Raw genomic sequence first — 22,359 nt, 5'->3', positions numbered from 1 at the left:
CACGGGTGCGTGGGTTGAAATGGGAGCAGGAGGCGCAGCCCGGCGGGAACGAAGAAAGTCGCACCCTTCACGGGTGCGTGGGTTGAAATAGATGTGGTGCTTGTGACCGGCGCGTTCCTGACGGCCGTCGCACCCTTCACGGGTGCGTGGGTTGAAATAAGTATGATGCGACTGCGCAGTGTCCTCTCTGGGAGTCGCACCCTTCACGGGTGCGTGGGTTGAAATACTTCACCTGCATCCCGCACTCGGGACAGTACCACGTCGCACCCTTCACGGGTGCGTGGGTTGAAATTCTTTAGCGTCCCAGCTGAGTCTCGCGACGTACGGCAGTCGCACCCTTCACGGGTGCGTGGGTTGAAATGTTTTCGGTTTCGGCTTATATTCCGCCTTCCTCTTGTCGCACCCTTCACGGGTGCGTGGGTTGAAATTACATGGCGGAGAAGCTCAACATCCAGGCAGGGTTGTCGCACCCTTCACGGGTGCGTGGGTTGAAATGCCCCAATAAGGTTCGTCCCGATGAGGGTTGCCCGTCGCACCCTTCACGGGTGCGTGGGTTGAAATTATGCGGGGACGAGCGATGGATACGTCTACCGCTGGTCGCACCCTCCATGGGTGCATGAGTAAAAAGAGAACCTGAACATCTGCAGGTCTTATCAGACAAATGATCCCCGGAGGCTGTTATCGCCGCTCCCCGAAGATATCCCGGGGAGTCGGATTCATGCGATAGACTATCTCTGCCGTGCCGGCCGGATTCGTGAGACCGCACCCATCGTCGGCAACTGTTAATACGCCATCCCTCACTCATGCTCTGCCGTATGACCGATAGTTCAGACGATACGGAACGCGGGACCAGTGCGCCCTGGGCCCCGGCGATACTCGAACCCACTCCCGAGACCCGGGCGCTGGAGCGGTTCCACGGGGATGGCACCTGGACGGGGACCGTGAAGGCCGGCGGGATGGGGGCGGGATCGCCGGAGATGGCAGCGAGCGGGCGTGCGACCTGCGCGTGGATCATCGACGGCCTCTGGCTCTCCTGCCATTTCGAACAGGACCAGTTCGTGGGGGGGAAGAAAATTCTGACCTGGAAGGCGCACTGGGTCGCCGGGTGGGATCCGCGCGCCCGCGAGTATCGGGCGGTGGGCGTCGACAGCAACGGCGCTTCGTTCATGTTCCATGGCAGAATCGAGGGGGATGCCCTGATCATGGAGTCGATGGGAGACTCGCCCGTGAAGCTGCGGTTCACCTGGGATGCCTCTGACCCGCACTCCGTGCACTGGAAGAACGAGATGTCGGTAGACCACAAGCCGTATCAGCTCATCGAGGAGTATATCATCACCCCGAAGGAGAAAGAGAGCGCCTGACGGGCTCCCCGCGGCATGCGGGCGGCTCCCGGCATCGTCCGGCTCCCGCGGCGGAGTGCCCGGGCCCGGCGGCCCGCAGCATCGGAACTGCGGCAGTGGCCCGTGCAGCTGCGGCTACCGAACCCGGCCGCCCCCTGCATCGAGACGCGGATCTCCCCGTCGCCGCGGACTGCGTACCCTCCGCCTACGCGGACTTCCACCGCGACTTCCTGCGGGGGCGGATCGCGATCGTCTTCTGCCCGAAACTGGACGAGGACATCGAGGATTACGTCGAGAGACTGGCGGACATCTTCATCCTCCATACCATCCGTTCGATCACGGTGCTGCACATGGAGGTGCCCTGCTGCCACGGGGTGAACTACGTCCTGCGACGAGCCCTGGAACGCTCGGGCAGGAAGATTCCGATCGCGGAGTACACCGTCCGTATCCAGGGTGATCGAGGAAGGCGGTCCGCTCACGGCCTGATCCCGTCATCGCTATCGCGGCGATCGGGGGTGTTCTCCGCGGCAGGCGGCGCCGGCGGTTCGGGGGCTGCACGCTGGATCGTGCCGTTTTGCCCCTTCTCCAGCACACCCTCCTTGACCATCGACCCGATCACCGCCTCCATCCGCTCCGCGACGCCGTTCCGGACCGAGCGGATGCCGAGCAGCTTCGCCGTGCGGGCGATCAGGTCCTCCTCCGCCGTGGCGAACTGATGCTGCAGCACCAGTTCGATCCCCGCCCGAATCTCCTCGTCGCAGATCTGGTAGAGTTTGATCCCCGTGGCGGCGTCCCGCCGCCGCAGCAGCGCATTCGGGCCGGTTGGCGGCCAGAGGAACTCTCCCCGCAGCCGCACGGCGCCCTCCGCCTCCGCTCGCGCTATCGCCGCCAGCACCGCATCCCGGGCCTTCTTCCCGAGCCTTTTCGTGCCGCAGGCGGTGCGGATGCGCTGGATCGCGGTCTCCACGTGCACCGGCCCCTCCACCTCCGCGATCCTCCCGACCGCCCGGACCAGATCGCCCTCGGGAATGGACACGATATCTTCCGAAGGGCTCAGCCCCGGATCGTCGCAGATCGTATAGGGGGGGACGCTCTCCTCCATCGTTCCGGTTTCCGGCATGCCGCTCCTCATCGTCATGGCGGGCGGGGGCAGGGCGGCCGGTTCCGGGGATCGCTCGGGCGGGTGCTCTTTCTGTTGCTTCGCCGCCTCGATCGCCTCCAGCAATCTCCTCTCGCACTCCTTCCGGTTGCGGTACCAGTCGGGGGACCAGACGCGGTGGATCCGCCAGCCCAGCCCCTCCAGGATCTGCTGCCGCAGGCGGTCGCGGTCGCGGGCCACCCGGGACGTGTGGTAGCGTGCGCCGTCGCACACGATCCCGAGGAGGTAGGTCCCGGGGGAGTCGGGATCGACGACCGCCAGGTCCACGCGGAAGCCGGCGCAGCCCACCTGTTTCCGCAGGGTGTGGCCGTTCTCGAACAGGAACTCGTACACGGACGTCTCCAGGGGGGTCTCTCCATCCGCCCCGGTATCCCCGTACGGGGCCAGCGAGCCCGTCTCGGCATACTCCAGGAACTGCTTCAGGACCTGCAGCCCTGTGGGTGCGTTCTCGTCCAGAGCGAGGTCCCGCCCGCGGAAGTTGGAGAAGACCACGCACTTCTCGCGGGCCCGGGTGATGAGCACGTTCAGGCGCCGCTCCCCGCCCGCCTGGTTGAGGGGCCCGAAGTTGAGGGAGAGCTTCCCCCGCTCGTCGAAGCCGAACCCGACGCTGATAAAGACCACGTCGCGCTCGTCGCCCTGGATCGTCTCCAGGTTCTTGACGTCGAAGGGCTCGATGCCCTTCATCGCGTCCTCGACCTGCGGGTTCTGCCGCAGCAGCCGCTCCACCTCTTCGCGGATCGCGGTCTGCTGTCGGACGTTGAAGGTGCCCACCATGAGGCTCTTTCCCGGACGGGTGCGGTAGTGGTCCAGCACCGCCTCCGCTACCGCCCGGGCTTCCCCGCGGTTGGCGGAGCTCCGCCCCCGGTCGTAGACGGTCTGCGGCAGATGGACGAGGTGCAGCCCCAGGTGCTCCGCCCGGTCCACTGCCGACGGGTAGACGTAGAGACGGTTGTCGTAGAACTCCCGGTTCGAGACGGCGATGAGCGACTCGTGGCGGCTGCGGTAGTGCCAGCGGAGCATCTTGCGGGGAAAACTCCGCCGGCAGAGGTTGAGGATGCTCTCGGCGATCTCGTCCGCCCCGTCGTCCTCTTCGTCTTCTACCAGGCGGTCGAAGAAGGCGGTCGGCGGCAGCTGGCGCGAGTCCCCCATGACGACGACCTGCCGCCCCCGCAGGAACGCCCCCAGGGCATCCTCGGGACGGACCTGGCTGGCCTCGTCGAAGACGATGAGGTCGAAGCAGACCGATCGCGGGTCCAGGAACTGGGCGATCGAGAGCGGGCTCATCATGAAACAGGGTTTGATCTTCTGGATGAGCCCTCCGGCCCGGCTCATCAGACGGCGGATGGGCATGTGCCCCCGTTTGCGGTTGAACTCCCGCAGCAGGATCCCCGCCTCGGATTCCTTCGAGGCCCCGCCGCAGATCCGGGGGCGGCTGCGGTAGAGGCGGAGCATGGCGCGGCACTGGTTCCAGTGGAGGCTCTCCTGATCCGACGCCGCGAACCGCCGGATGCGGTTCTCGTGCCGCTCCCCGACGAACTGCGCGAGGAGCGGCCTCTCGGTGAATGCCGCCTTCAGCAGCCCTTCGGCGTAGCTGCCTTCGAACGTCGGGACCAGATCGTCGGGCTCGATGCCATCCTCCTCGACCGCCCCCACGAGGGGTGCGGCGGGAGTGGCCAGGGCCTCCTCCCGGAATGCGACGTACTGCGACCAGCGCGGCAGGTCGTCAAGGCGGGATATCCACGAACGGATCCGGGACTCGAGGTCCGCGAACGCCGCCCGCTCGCAGGGCGTCCCGAGACTGCGCTCCGCGTCCGTTCCCAGCGTACCGAAGAGGGCATCCAGCGCGGCGGCGAGCCGCTCCTCCGCCTGGCCCAGCAGGCGGGAGCAGCCCTCTATCTCTCCCCGCGGCACCCCGCTGTAGAGGATGCCGATCGCCCGGGGCGTGAGCACGCCCTGCGCCAGCTGGAGCCGGAATTTTGCCATCCAGTCGGCGAATGCCTGCAGACTGGCACAGTCGCTCTCCTCCTCCATCCACAGGGCGCCAAAGAAGGCCCTCCCCTGCGGCTCCGCCTGCCGCACCGCATCCCGCAGCCGGCGGCACTCCGATGCCGCCGCCAGGTCCGCCAGAATACGGGCGTCGTCTGAGGGGACGGCACCGGCGTAGAGGCTGCCCACCTCCCGCCGGACCGCACGGTAGCCCGATCGCAGCGTCTTCAGGAACGCAGACGACTGGGCCCGGTACTCGGCCAGCAGGGCATCCACGTCCCGATCCAGGATCTCCGGGCGGAACCGTGCCAGGACTGCATCGCGCTCCTCCCGGTACCGCCGGACCAGCGCCATGAGCGGCTCCACCGAATCGGGCGGGCTCCTCCAGGCCGGGTGCAGAATGACGTCCCGCTCGAGCGGCGGCGCCGAGGCGACGAGGGCGGCGGCCGTGCGCGCCCGTGCAAGATCCCCCGGTGTCGAGGGCACGGCGCAGCCCGACAGTTCGGCCAGGAGCGCCGCCGCCTCCCGGATCCGCTCTATCTCGCCCGCGCTCTCTTCCAGCAGATCCCGCAGGCGGTCCAGGTCCGGGGGTAGGATCAGCCCCGGGGTGCAGCCCCGCCAGGGGTTCTCCTGGATAGGGCGGACGAGGGGCAGGATGCCCTGCAGCCCCTCCAGGGCGGCGACCGCGGCGTCCCATTCGGGCGGCGCCATGCGCTCCGGATCCGCCAGGGAGATCCGTGCCATGCTCCTTCCTGCCCGCTCGAATTGCTGCCGCGCCCGTTCATGCAGGCAGAAGGCCTGGAACGGCGAGAGTCCCCGCCCGCCGATCGGTTCGGCCAGCGCCCGCACGTAGCTGTTCAACTCCTCTTTGAGTCCTTCCAGCCGCGCGATCTCGGCCTCGAAGGACTCCTCGCGCAGAAGATCGGTCTCCAGGGTGCGGCGCAGCTCCTCGAGCACCTTCCGCTTGTTCGTCTTGCGGCTGTGCAGCTCCAGGCAGAACTCCCCCAGGCCGGCGCGGTCCAGGCGGCTCTTCACCACCTGCAGCGCCGCCATCTTCTCGCTCACGAAGAGGACGCTCTTTCCCCGGGCGAGGCTCTCGGCGATGACGTTGGTGATGGTCTGGGACTTGCCCGTCCCCGGCGGCCCCTCCACCACCAGGTTCGCCCCGCGGTTCACCGCTTCGATGACGGCGATCTGGGACGAGTCGGCGTCCACCACGTGGAAGACCGCGTGCCCCGGAAGCCGCTCGTCCACCGTTTTCTCGTCGAACTCGTCCGCGGCATCGTACTCTTCGGAGGGGTTCAGGACGGCGTTCAGCAGGGGGTGGTCGGCCGGGGACCGCCCTTCGGGCCAGGTCTGCGGGTCCAGGTCGCGGAACATGACGAACTTGGTGAAGCTGAAGAAGTCCAGGCAGATCCCGGCGAGCAGCCTCCAGGAGGGTTTGTGCACGATCGCGTCCCGCACGGCGGTCAGGTAGGCGTCGATGCCTGCCTTCTCCTCCGGCATCTCGAACTCGGGCAGGAGCACATCCAGCTCCCTGAGCCGCTCTGCCAGGGAGAGGTTCATGAGGATCTCCTCCCCCGTCCAGCGGAGCGTATACGTCCCGCCCGCGCGGATGCGCTCCAGCTCGACGGGGACGAGCAGCACGGGAGCCCGGGCGGAGCGGACGGTGCCGGCGGTATCGGTGTACTCCAGGAATCCCAGGGCGAGGTAGAGGATACTGTAGCCCTGCTCTTCGAGGGCTGTTCTCGCCTGGTTGTGAACGGTGAAGAGCCGCTCCCGAAGGATGTCGGCGGAGAGCGGCGTCTCGAGAAGCGTGTCGGTCTGGTGCGGCGGCGTATCCCCCTCTGCGATCGCCTGCCAGGGCTCCTCGTCCTCCGCCGGGGCGGTAGAGGCTTCCCCCGCGCCCTTCCCGGTCCCGGCAGCCGCTGCATCGGCGGCTGGCTCCCCTCTCTCCCGCGGGTGGAACCGCATCGCCTTCTCCCGCAGCACCAGGATGTCGTACACCTCCCGGGGATTCTCGTCTACCACGGGTATGGTGCGCGCCTTCGAGGGGCGGTAGTTCAGGAGGCGGTTGCGCTGGGTGAGGTCCAGCAGCCGCCGGCGGATGGCATCGATCTGGGCTTCGGGTATCGCCATGGCGGAGTCTCCATCGAGGGAGTACGGCTGCAATTAAATTGTCCATTCGATCGATATAGGTATTGAAATGTTTCGTTTGGATAAAAACTCCATTAAAGGCATTTAATAAGTGAAAGAAAGGCTTATTGGGTTCTATATGCCTCCAATCGCATTGCCATGCCGCATGGGAGCCGTGGCCCCGCCGTGCGGGGAGGATCCATAGTCTCCTTTCCACCCCCGACGGAATGCAGGGCCGGTGCCGGAGTGAGATGCAGGTCGACCATGCCCCCGTCATCGCCTCGGCCACAGCGGTCCCGATAGAAGCGACTCCCCGCGTGGCCGTCCCATCCCCGTGGGTCAGCTGCGAGCATGCCCAGCGCAAGCCGGCGATGAAATTCGCCCATCTCCGGCCCTTTACCTCCGGAGTATCGAGAGATCTGTCAGGACCGACTGGATCGCCGTGAAGTACTCGTCGATATCCGGGGGTTCGATGATATGCCGGAGGATCGGCCGCCTCGCAGGCTCTGCCCGCTCCTCCCGATCCACCGATCCCGTCAGCACCACGATCGGGATCTGCTGGAGGCGGCTGTCGGAAAAGATCGCGTCCAGGAACTCGATTCCGCTCATGCGGGGCGGGGTTCAGATCCCGGTCGGGCGTCGGGGCCGAAACCTACGGCCCTCCCGTTGAAGGAACGCCATCGCTTCTACGCCGTCCTGCACGACCGTGAGCTGGCCCGGCACCGCTACTTCGCGGTGCGCCTCCTCGGTCAGTTTGATATCCGCCGGGTTATCCTCTACCAGGAGGATCGCGATCGGTCTCATCCGGGCTCTCTATCCCCCGGGCCCGCTTCCTGCACCGCGGGCAGCGTGAAGAAGAACGTAGATCCCCTCCCCGGCTCGGACTCGACCCAGATCCGCCCGCCGTGCCGCTCCACGATGCGTTTGACGATGGCGAGCCCGATGCCGGTCCCCTCGTACTCCATCTGGGCGTGCAGCCGCCGGAAGACGACGAAGATCTGGTCGAAGTACTGGGGGTCGATCCCGATGCCGTTGTCGGCGACGCTGAACCGCACCATGCCGCCATCCCTCTCTGCCGCAACGTGGACCCGCGGCGGCACGCCCTCCCTCCGGAACTTGACGGCGTTCGCGATCAGGTTCTGGAAGACCTGGCGGAGCTGGGTCGGGTCGGCCAGCACCGCGGGGAGGGGATCGTGCGTCACCTCGGCTCCTGCCTCCTGGAGGGTGAACTGGAGGTTCTGTTGCACTTCGGCGAGGACGGTTTCTGTATCCGTGGGCACCAGGGGCTGCTGGCGGGTCGATACCCGGGAGTATGCCAGCAGGTCGGTGATCAGGTCGTGCATCCGCCGCCCGCCCTGCTCGATGAACCCGACGAACTCGTCGGCATCCGCATCCAGCTTCCCTCTGTAGCGGCGGGCGAGGAGCTGGGCGTAACTGGTGATCATGCGCACCGGCTCCAGCAGGTCGTGGGAGACGGCATAGGCGAACCGCTCCAGATCCTCGTTCGATCGCTGGAGATCCCGGGAGCGCTCTTCCAGCAGTTCTTCGGCTCTCTTTCTCCTGGTGATATCGGCCGCGAGAACGACAGCGCCCTGGATGGCACCGCCTGCATCGCGGATTGGCGCTGCACGGACGCTGATGCAGCCCCAGGTTTCATCACCGCGCCGCACCCTGATCTCCTCGTCGACGATCACCTCACCTCGGTGCAGGGCGCGGAAGAGCGGCCACTCCTCGATGCCGTAGGGTCTGCCGTCGGGATGGTAGCCGTAGGCGCTCCAGGAGGGCGCCTTTGCAACGTCGATATCCAGGTCAACGGGCAAGCGGCATATCTGCAGCAGCTGCTTGTTGTCCAGGATAATCCTGCCGGACGGGGCTTCGGCGATCATCACCGCTTCCGGCATCTGTTCGAGCACGGATCGCAGAATCGAACGCTCTGCCTCGATGCGCTGGAGCAGCATCTCTTTTTCCCGCTCTTCCCGCCTCCTCTCGGTGACGTCGCGCATGATGCACCCGACGCGGTATCCCCGGCGGGTGGGAATGGTGAAGAGGCTCTGCTGGAGATACCGCACCTCTCCGTTCGGGGTGCGGATCTGCACGTCCAGGAGGCGGTTGTAGTGCGGATAGGCCCCCTCCTTCAGCACCCTGTCCCATACCGCCCGATACCGCTTCCGATAATCCGGCCCCGCCCAGTCCGCATCCACGATCTCTGCCTGGATCTCCCAGGCCGGCCTCCCCAGGATATCGCTGGCGGCAAGGGTGGTGATCGCCTCCATGCCCCGGTTCCAGGTGGTGATCCGCCCCGTCTCGTCGGTGAGAACGATACCGTCGCCGGAACTCTCGATCAGGTTCCGTAGCTGCTCCTCGCGCTCCTGCAGGTCCTCCTCCGCCTTCTTGCGCTCGGTGATATTCTGCGATATGCCGACCAGGCGCGCGGGCCTGCCATTAGCACCCGCAATCGCCACGCCGGCCGAGAGAAGCCAGATCTCCCTGTCCGATGGAGGGGTGAGAATCCGGTACTCGACCCTGAACTCGCCGCCGCTTTCAATCATCCGCTCCAGCACCTCCTGCAGAGCGGCACGGTCATCGGGGTGAACCAGTGTCCAGATATCGGCCACTTTTGTCGGCAGGGGGGTATCGATCACGCGCTCCGCATTCTCGGACCATGCGAATGTCTGCGCGGCCAGGTCTATCTCCCATCCGAACATGCCGGCGGATTCTGTGGCAAGCCGCAGACGCGCTTCGGACTCGCGCAGGTCCTCCTCCGCCTTCTTGCGCTCGGTGACGTCCCGCAGCACCACCTGAACCGCCGCACGCCCTCCATACTCGATCATGGCTGCCATCGCTTCGACGAAGATACGGCTGCCGTCGGGCAACTGGACGGGCATTGCAATGGGCGGAAGGGACTCTCCCCGCATCAGCGCCTGGATGCCCGCGCGGGCGACACCCACCCCTTCCGCGGGCAGCGCGGCGAACGCGGAGCGGCCTTCCAGTTCGCGGATGTCCTGCACGCCCGTGAGGCGGAGGGCTGTCGGGTTCGCATAGAGGAGCTGCCCCTCGAGATCGTGGACGAAAACGGCGTCCGGGGACTGTTCTACCAGGGATCTGTATCGCTCCCTGCTCTCCCGCAGGGCTTCCAGCTCGCGTCGCAGCGCGGCGTTCTCGTTCTGGAGCTGCTGCGCCCTCTCTCGAACGAACTGCTCCCCATCTGCGGGGATCTCATGCCTGGAGGCTCGTTGCCGCTCGGGTGTTCCTGGGGGTGCCGGCATGCGGGGATCCTGAGTAGCAGTACCAGAAAAATGCGCACGAGGGATGATAAAGTTCCCCCTCCCACGAATCCAAGAGCCATGGATCGATCCCCTGCCGGGATCCATTCGCGCCGCACCGCCGGGGGGCATCCGGACGTCCTGTCGGTGGCTGCACGGTGGAACGTCCCGCAGGGATCGGAACATCTCTACGCTCCGGGAGTAAAGACAACGCCACGACGCGATCATGCCCCTGCCGCTGGCAGGCTCTCAAGCGATTGTATTGCCTTTACTGCTTCTTCTCAAGGCGTTCAATGGCTTTCTGCGCCTCTTTCCGGACGTTTTGATCCGGATCCTCGAGCGCCATTGTGAGCGCGTCCCTGGCCCGGGGATCCCCGATCCTCCCCAGGGCTTCCGCCGCGACCTTCCGCACATCTCCTCTGGGATCTTGAAGGGCTGCGATCAGGGGCTCGACCGCCCTCGAATCCCGGATCCTCCCGAGAGACCAGGCGGCACCCCGCCGCAGCCAGTGCTCTCCTCCCCGCAGGGCTGCGATCAGGGGCTCGACCGCCCGGGGATCTCCGATCCTCCCCAGCGCCTGGGCTGCCTTCCACTGCACGTCCACGTAGGGATCTCCCAGCGCTTCGATGAGGGGCTCCACGGCGCGCGGATCCCGGAGCTCCCCCAGCGATTCTGCCGCACTCCACCGGATATTCAGCCGCTCGCTCTTGAGACATCCGATGAGGAAGGGCACCTCGCTCGGTATGCCGCAGACCTCCTCCTCGCTGGATCCTCGTTCCTCCATCCCCTCTTCAGCCACGATGCGTTCCTCAGGGGGAGGATCCGCCATGACCGCGTATAACTGTTGCGAATTGGTTCTCTCCCGTCACCGCATCCGAATTATCTCTTTTTATCACTGCCGAGCCCCGACCCGATGCTGACCGAAGTGTCGCAGCGATTGCTGTCGGGAGAAATGCGATGAACGAATCTGCGGCGTCGATCCCCTTGCTGCAGGGGGTTGCCGGGCAAGGGGGGGCTGGAGCATTTCGGGCGGGATGGAGATACCGAGGCGCAAAGGTGCTGCACAACGAAGTCGGGAGTGCTGCCGGAAGGAGAACGCAATGTCGGCAGCGTGCGGACGGAAACCGTAATTTTTATACGGCATTCTGGATATGCTCGATGCCGCATCGCGCATGCCCGGCAGGTCCGGCGGCGGCACAGGTGGGCAATGGCGACGAATCGGGCGGGGATGTGCTCGCGAGGGTGCCGAAGGAGGACCGGCCGCGACCCGGAGGAAAGGGTGAGGCCCTCCTCCCGGCAGGGACGGGTCAGTGCCGGATCACGGGATGTCATGACCCAGAACGTCTGGTCATGACGAACTCGGAGACCGCCTCCTCGTTCCCGTCCACCGTGGTCACCTGGCGGGCCCGGACCTCGTCCCGCGATCGCCAGGTGAAAGTGAACTCCTGGCGGACGCGGCTCCTCTCCTCTGTATCCTCGCCCATCAGCATCATGGCCGCTTTGTCCTTCCACTCTCCGCTGAACGCGATCACGGCGTACCGCGAGTTCACGCAGCAGACGTGGATCTTCCGCTCCCTATGATCGTATCCCCAGAGCTCGTACTCCTCATACGGCTCTCTTCCCGCAAAGCCGAGGCGGTACAGCGCCTCCAGGGCGGATCCCCCCAGGAAGCTCGCGGACCTGCATGGCCCCGTCTCCCACCGGCGAGAATCCGTCGGGCATCTGACGGGTCACCCGGAAGCGCCAGTCCCCGATCCACCTCTCCCGCAGCTACGCATACTCCTTCGGTACCCCCATCAGTTATACCCTCCTGGTGTAGTTCGATGGCCTGTCGTCCCGCCAGGCGAGCGGACCGATGCGGGTGCACAATAGTAGGGGGATGCTGCAAAGAGTATCGACGCGGCGAAGTGGGGGGGGTGCGACCAGTGCATCCCGCACTGCCCAAAAGGAGTCCTGCAGCCCCCCTGAACCGGTATGCAATGCACCATTCCGCCCCTGCCATCGATCCTGGCGGATGTCACGATCGGGGACTGTACGCCCGCTCTCGATTCTGCAATTCCGTTGAACCATAATCCATTTGTATGCGATCTCTTCCGCTTGCGCAGGGGGTTAACGGCGTAACCGGAGCGCTCAATATGTATCCGACCCTGTGACCTTCCACACGCTGTGGCATCCATTTAAAAAACCGCACGCGATAGTTCCGTGTGCTGAGCGTTCCAGTAGCAACTCTCCAGCACATGCGTATGCACTTCCCTCATTCGGGGGAATCCCCCTTCGCGGCGAGAATTCCGGATGCCTCCAGGTATCGCGGAGATGAAGATATATGGTTGGAATGGATTGGAAAAATACGCTGCTGAAAAAATGTTCGGAACCTCTGCAGCAGTGCTGATCGGGATCGGAAGTGCGGTGCTTGGCGGGGCGGTGGTCGGGAATCTCGGCGTGGCATTGGCTTTCGGACTGGCTCTTCTTGCGATGGTCTATGCCATCGGCGACGTTTCCGGGTGCCATATCCCGCTGTCACGGTGGGAGTGCTGATGGCGGGCAAGATGCCGGCGTGGGAGGCGATCATCTATATCGTTGTGCATCGGGGCCATCATCGCTGCCGGAGTGATTCTTTCCATCGCGGTGGGAAACCCCTCCTACTCGCTCGCCGTGGACGGGCTCGGTCAGAACGGATACGGTGCGCTGTCGCCGGGAGGCTACTCCCTTGCATCCGGGTTCATGGTCGAGGTGGTGATGACGCTCCTGTTCGTCTTCGTAATCATGGCGGTGACAGGCATCGAGGAACTGAGGAGATTTGCCGCTCTGCCGATTGGTCTGGCGCTGTCGATGGTGCGTATCGTCATGATCGCGGTGACCAACGCTTCTGTCAACCCGGCGCGGAGCCTGGGACCGGCGGTCTTTGTCGGCGGCGAGGCGCTGATGCAGCTCTGGCTCTTCTGGGTCGCACCCCTCATCGGCGCCGTCCTGGCCGCTGTCCTCTGGCGGTACATCCTGGTGACGGGAGTTACCCGCCCGGTCGCTGTGGCGAAGGCTGCAAAAACCGAACTCCAGAGACTCGCTCTGAGATCTTCTCGAACTTTTTTAATGAAAAATGGTGGGGGGGTTTGGATGCTTCATCGAGCAGTCGTAGCCGTCGGCGGCGCCTCCGCAGCCGCTGGAGTAGCACCCGCCCTTTTCATATACCCGAGCTGCCTGCCTTCCGGTGTCAGGAGCATTTCCGGAGTCATATACGCAAATAACTGCGTGAGCCGCGCGATGATACCGGTCCAGCCCGTCTGGTGGCTCGCGCCCAGGCCGGCACCGTTGTCGCCGTGGAAGTACTCGTAGAACAGGATGTAATCCCGCCAGTGCGGGTCCTCCTGGAACTTGGATACAGATCCGAAGACCGGGCGTCGCCCGGTCTCGTCCCTGAGGAAGATGCGTTCGAGCCGGCGCTTGATCTCTTCGCCCACCTCATAGAGGTTCATCCACCGCCCAGAGCCTGTGGGGCATTCGATGGTGAAACTGTCTCCGTAGAATGCATACAGGCTGAGCAGGCTCCGGATGATCAGGAGGTTCATCGGGAACCAGATGGGTCCCCGCCAGTTCGAGTTCCCGCCAAACATATTCGTGTTGGATTCCGCCGGCAGGTAGGTGACATCGAACTCCTGGCCGTCCAGGATGAAGGTGTACGGGTTCTCGGCATGGGCCCGGGAGATAGAGCGGATCCCGAAGTCGCTGAGGAACTCACTCTCGTCCAGCATGCGCGCGAGGATCCGGCGCAGCCTCTCCTCGTTTACCAGGGAGAGAAGGCGGCGATTCTGGAACCCGGCCCGGGCCGGCGACGTGATGTTGGCGGTGAGCAGCGGATGGCTCTGATTGAACCGCTTTGCGCGCTCCAGGAAGGCGGGCATTCCGCGGAGCACATCCGGCTCGAAGACGGTACTGGCGCATAGGGGGAGGAGACCCACCAGGGTCCGCACTTTGAGGCGGGTGGCGCTTCCGTCCGGCAGGTGCAGGAGGTCGTAGAAGAACCCGTCCCACTCGTCCCACATCCCCTCCTGGTTCTCGCCCATGCGGTTCATGGCCGATGCAATCCAGAGGAAGTGCTCGTAGAACTTGATGGCGAGTTCCTCGTAGACCGAATTGTGAACGGCAAGAGTCGATGCGATCTCAAGCATGTTCTGGCAGTAGAGCGCCATCCATGCGGTACCGTCGGACTGTTCCAGGTAGCCTCCCGATGGGATGGTGGCGCTGCGATCGAAGACCCCGATATTGTCCAGCCCTAAAAACCCTCCTTCGAATACGTTCTGGCCGTAACGATCTTTCCTGTTCACCCACCAGGTGAAGTTCATCAGGAGCTTCTGGAAGACGCTCTCGAGGAACCGGACATCTCCCGTGCCGAATAGTTCCTCCTCGACGCGGTAGATGAACAGGGCGGCCCAGGCGTGCACAGGGGGGTTGACATCGCTGAAGTTCCACTCGTAGGCGGGAATCTGGCCGTTCGGGTGGAGGTAACGTTCGTGCAGGATCAGCTCCAGCTGCTGCTTGGCAAAGCCCGGGTCGATCATCGTAAAGGCGGCCAGATGGAAGGCGAGGTCCCAGGCGGCATACCAGGGATACTCCCACTTGTCCGGCATCGAGATGATGTCGGCATTGTACATGTGGAACCACTCGTTGTTGCGGACAGGCCGTTTGCTGCCCATGGCCATATTGGAGCCATGCTGGCGGAGCCAGCGGTCCAGGTCGTAGAAGTAGTACTGTTTGGTCCAGAGCATGCCGGCGAGGGCCTGGCGCATCACGCCGGCCGCATCCGGGCTGACCGATGGAGGGGTCAGGTTGTCGTAGAACGCATCCGCATCCTCCTTCCGGGCGCTCAGGATCTCCTCGAACCGGCTCCCGAAGAGAGATTCACCCTCGGCTGCCGTGGAAGGGGGACGTTCGTTCAGCCGCAGCCGCACCACCCGGTTCTCCCCGCCTGCAAGGGTCAGCGGGATGTAGGCCGCGGCCTTCGTTCCCGTCCGCGCCGGATTCACCGCCGAAATTCGATGGGAAACAACATACTCGTTGATGCCGTCCTTCACGTAAGGGCTGGCGTTCGGAGTGCCGAAGATGCGTTCCGTGTTGGTCTCGTTCTCGGTGAAGAGCAGGTCGGGAGCACCCTCGCAGTGGAGGTAGCGGTCGCCGAGTGCCGGATGGCTGGCCTGGATGACGCTGGTGCCAGGGGGCCCTTCGATCTGTTTCAGGAGCGGTCTTTTCGTGCCCTTCTCGAGCCACCAGGTGTTGCGGAACCACAGCGTCGGCAGCAGGTGCAGGACGGCCTCTTCCGGCCCCCGGTTGTACACGGTGATCTGGATCAGGATATCCTCGGGAGACTCTTTCGCATACTCCACGAAGACATCGAAGTAGCGATCGTTATCGAAGATACCGGTATCGATCAGCTCGTACTCCGGTTCTTCCCGTGAGCGGTTCCTGTTCGTCTCCAGCAGATCGTCGTACGGGAATGCCGCCTGGGGATACTTGTAGAGGTATTTCATGTAGGCATGGGTCGGCGTATTGTCCAGGTAGTAATAGTACTCCTTCACGTCCTCGCCGTGGTTTCCCTCGGCATTCGTAAGGCCGAAGAGCCGCTCTTTGAGGAAAGGATCGGCGCCGTTCCAGAGTGCCAGGGCAAAGCAGAGCTGCTGGGAGTCGTCCGAGAGGCCCGCGATCCCGTCCTCTCCCCAGAGGTAGGCCCGGGATCGGGCATGATCGTGGGGGAAATAAGCCCAGGAGTTTCCATCTTCGCTATAATCCTCCCGCACCGTTCCCCATTGCCGTTCGCTCAGGTACGGACCCCAGCGGCGCCAGGGCGCGTTCTGCTGATAGACCTCGAGGAGCCGCCGTCCTTCCTCCGTTGCAGGCGCGTTATTTGCGGATGACATGCGGGGTGAGTGCCAAAGGGAATGGATATACTTTTCGGGGCATTGGTTCAGGATTGCATTTCACTTTGATATGTGCTACACGCATTTTGTGTCTTTATTGTGTTGTATTGAATTCTCTCTAGATCCCAACGCATCCCAACTCATGATGTATATCGTGAGGCACTCTCTTGTATTCATGAGACTGATTTTCGATATTTTCCTTGATAAAGCAGCATTTGCTTCCGGTTTGAGGAAACAAAAAAAAGACGGACAGGTGGAGGGTAGCCCACCCCGAGAATCCCGATGAGGATACGGGCAGGTCGTCGGGAACCCGGAGTTGAGATGCCTGCAGGAGTCCTGCAGGCGGAAATACGCCTTCTTTACCGCAACCGGAACGCCAGAAAGATCGCTGAAATCCCTCCGATTATCGCGAAGATGGCGACCATGATAATGAGCACGGCGGTCGAGACCAGGGGATTGGCGAGGATCACAAGCCCGAAGATGATACTGAGAACCCCCAGGATGCCCGCCCCCCATCCAGCCCCCCCGAAGGCCTGGAACACCATTACGAACCCGATGATCAGGCCCCAGACGCCGATGAGGATGGTCAGTAACGCTGGAATGAGGATGGCGCTATAGATCGGATAGGCGAGCACGATAATTCCGGCGATGATGCCTAGAACTCCTGTAAGGAGCTTCCAGCCCCATCTCGTTCGATCGATAAAGACGCTGATGAGCGCAAAAATGCCCGTGACAAACCAGTATATGCCGAGGAAGGTCACAAGCAGGAGGAGCGTTGTCCCCGGCCAGAAGAGCAGAACAAAACCAAGGATGAGTGCAACGATCCCCTCGAGAAGCACGAGCCACCAGGGAAACATCTCTATTCTGGCCATGGCCGATGTTGCGGGCCCGGCCCCTGCCAATTCGTCCGTCATGTTGACACCGAGGACGGGGATCATATGCTCATATATAAATAACTTCGCTCAGCGGGCTCCTTTTTAGAGAAAGCCAGCTAATGATCCATCCGATCCGGATCCGGTCGCATATTTCCGTTTACCCGGGGACAGCGATCATCATTCTTCCCCGTATGCCGAAACTCCCGGATGCGCCAGATGCGTTGTTCCTCCCATATATGGAGACTGATGCAAAGTATTTTAATGGAGAACAAACTCCCTGGGATTCCAGGCATATTCAATCCCTGAGCTGTGCGAGCGGGATCATGGCTGACATACTCAATGCAGTCCGGCAAGCGATGAGAGCGATCCTGTATGGGCTTGCCCTCTCCACGGCGATACCCGTGCTGCTCGGGCTTATCCTGGACGTCCCGGCAGGCAGGATACTCACGCTCATCACCTCTACGCTTGTCCTCCAGGCGAACGGGGTCTTTGTCGGGCTGGGGCTCGGCCTGGACCCGTGGTTTGTCCTGGTGGTCATGACTTTCGTGGAGCTCGGGGCGGTCCTCGCCATCTACGAGATCCTGGAGACCTTCGAAGAGTCCGAGCGGGTGAAACGCTTCACGAAGAAGACCGAAGAAGGGATAAAGAAATACCCCTATCTCGCCAAATATGGGGCGGCAACGCTCATTATCCTTCCCGCAATGCCCATTGTCGGGCTTTATTCGAGCGTGGCGGTCGGATGGCTCCTCCGCTGGAATAAGCTGCAGTGCATCTTCTTCATCACGGTGGGCTGGATCCTGGTCGTCGTCTTCCTCATGCTCGTGGCCCTGGGATTTATCCAGGCGATCTTCTGATGGTCCGCCGGGAGGTGCTCCGGCTTCACCGTTCAATATACGAAACAAAGGGCGAATATCCTGGGATTGCCTCAGGAGAGGCAGGTGAGCAGTTACCCTCTCTCTCAAGAGCGAACAAAGCATCCGGAGAACAGAATCCTGTTTCCACCGCCAAACCCTCCTGGTTGCGCAGCCGGCGCAGGGGGACTCCCCGTTCTGTGATCCGCCCTCTGACCTGGATGTCCATGCCAGTGATCTTCCTGTAGATCTTCTGTTTGCTCGTCAGGTGTCGATAATCATAGACGAAATACTCGTAGGTATCCCAGATGGTCACCATTTTTGGGTGACCGGGCCTCCGAGGAGGATAAAGACGGTATCTTCAAGGAACGGAGCGAAGAACAGAACAAAGATGACCGCGATGACTGCATTGAATACCGCAATAGTAAAACTGATCCTTCCCTCCCGCCGGGACAATCTCTTCTCGTGGTCCAGATCGTTCAACCGGAATGTGAAGTGGCGTCGAATTGTATCGGAAATGCGGGCAAGCGCATCCGCGGGGATGGAATCCTTTGCCAGGGAGATGGTCAACTCTACTGGCCTTTTTACGAGGAATTCGTCGACGTAGCCGGCGATCGGCTCCTCCGCTATTTCTGTGAGTTCCCTCCCGGGCAAGGGACGGGGATCCGAGGCATCGAGGAGCTGATGGTTTTAAATTCCAGTTCCAGGTTGGACATTCCATCGGACTCCAGTCTCCTGACAGCGATCTCTCTCATCTATCCCTCCCATTCGATCCTGAAGTATCCCCTCCAGCCCTTCCTCGAAATACGTGGCTGCTGTCACCGTAACTGCTGTAAATGAATAAATAACATCGCCGGGAGAACGGTTACATCGCTATCGAGGGCGTGAGGTATCCGGTCTATCTTCCCCCTGATTCTTACGTGATGGCTATCCGCCTCATAAATAGAAAGCGAGAGCAATTACAGCAATTACGGTGATATAGGCAAGCGGATACCCCCAGATTGCCGCCCGATCGATCCTCTCCGCGATCTCCTTCTCCTTTTCTGTCGCCAGCCAGCGGAGGTAGAGGTTATACCCGACGGTGAGGGCGGTGATCACAAATGTCGTGATCAGAATCGTATCGAGGAAGGTCAGGTATCCCAGACGGGGGAGATCGCCGGCGATGGTGAAGTTGAACGCGATGAAGAGCAGAAGGTTCGCAGCGGCGACATCGGCCCGTTTTCCGTAGTCCTTGAGGAGGAACGTGACGTAGGTCAGGAGAATGATGATAAGGATGGGGACGAGGATGCGGAGGATGTAGAAGGTGAGATGCCGCGCCATCTTGAAGTGGAAGGAGTACCGGGAGTTGATGTTCGTCAGCTGGATGCTCGTCACGTTGGCATCGGAACTGGTGATGTACCACTCCTCCTCCCCGAGCTGCCCGCCGATGGCGGTCTTCTCCGGCCAGGGGGCGAACACATAGAAACCCTCGGGATAGAGAGAGTCGATCCGAATGAAGAAGTCCTGTTCATCGAACGGGTATTGCCGGAAGTTGAAGTCCGGTGCCTGCAGGATCACCCAGAAGCGCTCGAAGTAGGTGGCCGTGCCGTCCGGCTCCACCAGAATGAGCTGGTTCTGGGTCCAGCGCCGCTCCTGCTGGTTGAAGAGGGTGAACTCCGGCCACCGCTCTCCTTCCGCTGCGACGAAACTTTCGATGCTGCGGTAGAGCTTGAAATTGCAGTGGCACGCATCGGGGCTGAAGGCAAGGTTTGGGTCTGTCCACTCCATCCAGATGTTCGCCACAACGCCGAAGTGCTCGGCCTGCTGGTCCACCGTGGTGATCTGGTCCAGCTCCACCCCGACCTTCACCTCGATGGGCTGCTGGAGCAGCGGCAGGGCGGTCTCATTCGCCGAACCCGTCAGGACCTCAGGGGCATTGAGCCCTGCCAGGAGCCGGTAATCGCCAGTCGTATTCGTCCCGTTGACAGATCGGCCGAAGATCTCCAGGCGGTTGTTGCTGCTGGCATCTTCAAAGGTGTACTGCAGGGCAGCGCTTCTCGACCCGCCCTCCGGAATGCCGGCGGAGAGGGGTTTGCCGCCGAAATCCCGCAGGACCATCACGGGGATCAGGTTGCCCGAGGTTGCCTCGATGGAGGCATAGAAGGTGTCGCCGCCCTCCACCGGGTAGAGGGTGTAGAAGGTCGATGTGCGGATCTCCGTCAGTGAGCCGCTCGCCTCTGTGATGGCCAGACGGGGCGGGGTGAGGGTGGTATTCAGGACCGCGATGGGTGCACCGCCTTGTTCCGCTTCCCCGGTGAGCACCTGCGGGGCATCCAGGCCGACCAGGAGCCGGTACTCACCGAAGGTCTCTCTGGTTGGTGTGCTGGCGATGACCAGCCGGTAATCCCCGCTCTCGGGTATGCGGTACTCCAGGGCGGCAGCATAGCCCTCACCGCTGTCGTCATCCCAGGCGAGGAAGAACCGGTCTGCAACCTCCGGAAGGGCGAGGAGCGGATCGCGCCCCTCGGCGATCGATCGGTTCACCTCGGCAACGAAGGCATTCCGGGCCTGGAAGGGAGTGAGGTTCGGATCCGAGAGGGCGATGAAGGGGTCCAGGTTGCCGCCCGTCCCCTCGGCGTAGACATACAAGGTCTGCCCCTCCTGGAGATCGGGCAGGTCGTAGAACAACCCCTGTTCCGGCGCCAGATATCCGGTCAGCACCTGGACTGTTCCAGCCTCCTGGGCCTGCCCGCATGCACACCCGATCAGGAGAACGGATGACACGATAAGGAAGGCGATGGCTCCGCTGGAGTGACTGCCTCGCCGATTGCTCATTCGAACACGCACCCTCCCCTTCATCGTGAACACACCAGCTTTTCTGCAGTCCCGTGCACACCGTACTGCTCGGGATGCGCCTGCATCGCCCACTCGGCACTCTCCTAGATTCTGGAGCCCTTACATCCTCAACGCCCCTGCTATCGCGCCGCCGATGAACGCGAGGATCCCGTGGAAGATGAAGAGAAATACGATCAATAACGTCCCGAAGAAGAACCCCCCGAGGAACCCCAGCACTCCCAGAAATAGCGTGGCCCCGACGAGGACGAGGATCGCGACGATGACACCCCCAAGGATACCCGAGAGCAGACCTGCAACTCCGCCATTCCACGGGCCACCCCGTGCGATGTAGCCGGCGGCAAATCCTCCTACAAACGGCCCTACAACAGGAATGAAAAGGTCGATGATAAGCATCAGGATCCATCCGGCGATAACGGCAACCCAGAAGTTATCATGCGAATATTCGGCCATTAAGGCTCCACCAGCGTCCGAATATGACAAAGGACTATATAAAAACTCCTGATGGCGATCTGGTACAGCTCATCCGTAAAAGAAACGGGATCCCGAGTCAGCTTATGCATATACCGGGGCAGAGACATCCCTTGAGGAATATCGGTGGCGACGCCAGACACGATCCCTCACCGCCCAGGGGCCTGTCCGCAGCACTTCTTGAACTTCAGTCCGCTCCCGCAGGGGCAGGGGTCATTCCGGCCTACCCTGACCGATCCGGATTTACGTGATCTCTCCTCTGCTGCAAGAATCTGCAGCACCTCGTCGGCGAACCTTCCCCGCCGCAGCAGGTCTGCCATGATCCGCATGGGCCGGTCGGCGTGAGTGAAGAACGCCCGGTAGCCTTCGCAGAGGTAATTCAGCCCCGGCTCGCCCTTGGGGGTCTCCAGGAAGCGGTTCTTTGGGCACTCCCCGTTGCAGATGGCCATGAACTCGCACTCCCGGCAGTACAGGGGAAGCGTATCTCTCTTGGCCCTCCCGAACGCTCGCTGCTTCTCCGAGGCCACGAGCTCTGTCAGGGGCGTTTGGAGAATATTCCCCAGGTAGTATCGGGGCTCGACAAAGTGGTCACACGAGTACAGGTCCCCGTTGTGCTCGAGCGCCACCCCGAGACCGCAGGTGGGCCCAAAGATGCAGACCGTCCCCGCCATCCCGAGCCAGCCCGCGAGCGCCCCGTCGAAGTTCAGGACAAACATTCTTCCTACGTCCCGCCGGATCCATTCGTCGAAGATCCCGATCAGGAACCGTCCCCATTGGTCGGGGCGGACGGACCGATCGGTCACTGTATTCCCTTCCTGGTACCCCCTCTCGCTGTTCCGCTCCACGATGGGGATGAACTGGATGTACTGCACCCCGAGTTCATCGCGGAAGAACCGGTACACATCCAACGGGTGGTCGGCGTTCCTGCGGTTGACCGTACAGAGGATATTGAACTCCACTTTATGCTTCTGGAGGAGAAGGGCGGCGTCGAGAACCCGTTCGAACGTTCCATGGCCGCTTTTATCCCTCCGATAGATATCGTGGAGTTCAGCAGGACCGTCCATGCTCAGGCCGATCAGGAAATGGTTGTCATGGAAGAACTGGCACCATGCGTCATCCAGGAGGACGCCGTTTGTCTGGAATGTGTTTTCGATGAGGGTCCCGGGCTTTCTGTACTTTTTCTGCACGTCCACAGAACGCCGGTAGAAATCGAGCCCCATCAGGGTCGGCTCTCCCCCCTGCCAGGCGATCGTCACACGGGGGACGCGGTGCCCCTCGATGGTCTGGCGGATGTACGCCTCCATCACCGCATCCGTCATCCGGAAATTGCTATCCGGATACAGTCTCTCCTTTTTTAAGAAGAAACAGTAGGCACAGTCGAGATTGCACTGTGCCCCCGTCGGTTTTGCCATGACATGGAAGGCGGGAGGCGCTGCACCAGTATGCCTGTTCATGGATCGATCCTTCTCTCTGTTTTGACCGGCGTTATCGGAACCGATAGAACTAATAGGAATGCTCCGGGATGCACCGCTGTGCCATC

The 22,359-nt window shown here is 62.5% G+C and carries 16 protein-coding genes, 1 pseudogene and 1 CRISPR repeat array; of the genes and pseudogenes, 3 read left to right on the top strand and 14 right to left on the bottom strand.

Annotated features, from left to right (window positions below; all coding sequences use genetic code 11):
* Nucleotides 1-57: 57 nt before the first annotated feature.
* Nucleotides 58-628: direct repeats of the CRISPR family, unit length 32 nt; unit sequence GTCGCACCCTTCACGGGTGCGTGGGTTGAAAT.
* 187 nt (nt 629-815) lie between these two features.
* Nucleotides 816-1,361: a DUF1579 family protein gene (locus QMC96_10870; GenBank protein ID MDI6877257.1), complete on the top strand. Its 546-nt coding sequence runs from the start codon at nt 816-818 to the stop codon at nt 1,359-1,361.
* Here QMC96_10870 and QMC96_10865 read toward each other — a convergent pair.
* The 7 genes from QMC96_10865 to QMC96_10835 form a co-directional block, all read right to left on the bottom strand.
* A complete protein-coding gene (locus QMC96_10865) occupies nt 1,310-1,663 on the bottom strand; it encodes a hypothetical protein (protein ID MDI6877256.1) in 354 nt (117 codons plus the stop codon). The genes QMC96_10870 and QMC96_10865 overlap by 52 nt on opposite strands.
* A gap of 152 nt (nt 1,664-1,815) precedes the next feature.
* Nucleotides 1,816-6,657, bottom strand: coding sequence for a DUF3320 domain-containing protein (locus QMC96_10860; protein MDI6877255.1), 4,842 nt, complete (start codon nt 6,655-6,657; stop codon nt 1,816-1,818).
* 360 nt (nt 6,658-7,017) lie between these two features.
* Nucleotides 7,018-7,230, bottom strand: coding sequence for a hypothetical protein (locus QMC96_10855; protein MDI6877254.1), 213 nt, complete (start codon nt 7,228-7,230; stop codon nt 7,018-7,020).
* Between the two features lie 12 nt (nt 7,231-7,242).
* A complete protein-coding gene (locus tag QMC96_10850) occupies nt 7,243-7,425 on the bottom strand; it encodes a hypothetical protein (GenBank protein ID MDI6877253.1) in 183 nt (60 codons plus the stop codon).
* A complete protein-coding gene (locus QMC96_10845) occupies nt 7,422-9,887 on the bottom strand; it encodes a PAS domain S-box protein (protein ID MDI6877252.1) in 2,466 nt (821 codons plus the stop codon). Before QMC96_10845 ends, QMC96_10850 begins: the two co-directional genes overlap by 4 nt.
* A 265-nt stretch (nt 9,888-10,152) precedes the next feature.
* A complete protein-coding gene (locus QMC96_10840) occupies nt 10,153-10,713 on the bottom strand; it encodes a HEAT repeat domain-containing protein (protein ID MDI6877251.1) in 561 nt (186 codons plus the stop codon).
* 499 nt (nt 10,714-11,212) lie between these two features.
* Nucleotides 11,213-11,434, bottom strand: a complete 222-nt coding sequence (locus QMC96_10835) for a hypothetical protein (protein ID MDI6877250.1) — start codon at nt 11,432-11,434, stop codon at nt 11,213-11,215.
* An 811-nt stretch (nt 11,435-12,245) separates the two neighbouring features.
* On the opposite strand from QMC96_10835, the pseudogene QMC96_10830 reads away from it, so the two are divergent.
* Nucleotides 12,246-12,806, top strand: a pseudogene (locus QMC96_10830) (aquaporin).
* A gap of 194 nt (nt 12,807-13,000) precedes the next feature.
* Here the strand turns inward: QMC96_10830 and QMC96_10825 are convergent.
* Nucleotides 13,001-15,790: a glucosidase gene (locus tag QMC96_10825; protein ID MDI6877249.1), complete on the bottom strand. Its 2,790-nt coding sequence runs from the start codon at nt 15,788-15,790 to the stop codon at nt 13,001-13,003.
* Nucleotides 15,791-16,149: 359 nt separating this feature from the next.
* Nucleotides 16,150-16,728 carry a DUF308 domain-containing protein gene (locus tag QMC96_10820; GenBank protein ID MDI6877248.1) on the bottom strand — a complete coding sequence of 193 codons (579 nt, stop codon included), beginning with the start codon at nt 16,726-16,728 and terminating at the stop codon, nt 16,150-16,152.
* Nucleotides 16,729-16,988: 260 nt separating this feature from the next.
* Here QMC96_10820 and QMC96_10815 point away from each other — a divergent pair, with 260 nt between their 5' ends.
* The gene (locus tag QMC96_10815) at nt 16,989-17,519 is read left to right on the top strand and encodes a small multi-drug export protein (GenBank protein ID MDI6877247.1); all 531 of its coding nucleotides are present in this window, start codon (nt 16,989-16,991) and stop codon (nt 17,517-17,519) included.
* A 25-nt stretch (nt 17,520-17,544) separates the two neighbouring features.
* Here QMC96_10815 and QMC96_10810 read toward each other — a convergent pair whose 3' ends face one another.
* From QMC96_10810 to QMC96_10790, 5 genes are all read right to left on the bottom strand, one after another.
* A complete protein-coding gene (locus QMC96_10810) occupies nt 17,545-17,835 on the bottom strand; it encodes a hypothetical protein (GenBank protein ID MDI6877246.1) in 291 nt (96 codons plus the stop codon).
* Nucleotides 17,829-18,170, bottom strand: coding sequence for a hypothetical protein (locus tag QMC96_10805; protein MDI6877245.1), 342 nt, complete (start codon nt 18,168-18,170; stop codon nt 17,829-17,831). The genes QMC96_10810 and QMC96_10805 overlap by 7 nt, the downstream gene beginning before the upstream one ends.
* A 282-nt stretch (nt 18,171-18,452) precedes the next feature.
* Complete coding sequence (locus tag QMC96_10800) at nt 18,453-20,330, bottom strand: hypothetical protein (protein MDI6877244.1); 1,878 nt, start codon at nt 20,328-20,330, stop codon at nt 18,453-18,455.
* A 120-nt stretch (nt 20,331-20,450) separates the two neighbouring features.
* On the bottom strand, nt 20,451-20,801 hold the full coding sequence (locus QMC96_10795) for a DUF5518 domain-containing protein (GenBank protein ID MDI6877243.1): 351 nt from the start codon (nt 20,799-20,801) through the stop codon (nt 20,451-20,453).
* Between the two features lie 167 nt (nt 20,802-20,968).
* Nucleotides 20,969-22,273, bottom strand: a complete 1,305-nt coding sequence (locus tag QMC96_10790) for an anaerobic sulfatase maturase (GenBank protein ID MDI6877242.1) — start codon at nt 22,271-22,273, stop codon at nt 20,969-20,971.
* Nucleotides 22,274-22,359 lie beyond the last annotated feature (86 nt).

It is taken from the genome of Methanomicrobiales archaeon (assembly GCA_030019205.1).
GTDB lineage: Archaea > Halobacteriota > Methanomicrobia > Methanomicrobiales > JACTUA01 > JASEFH01.
Note: the sequence above shows the minus strand (reverse complement) of the source record. Positions and strands in the feature narration are given on the sequence as shown.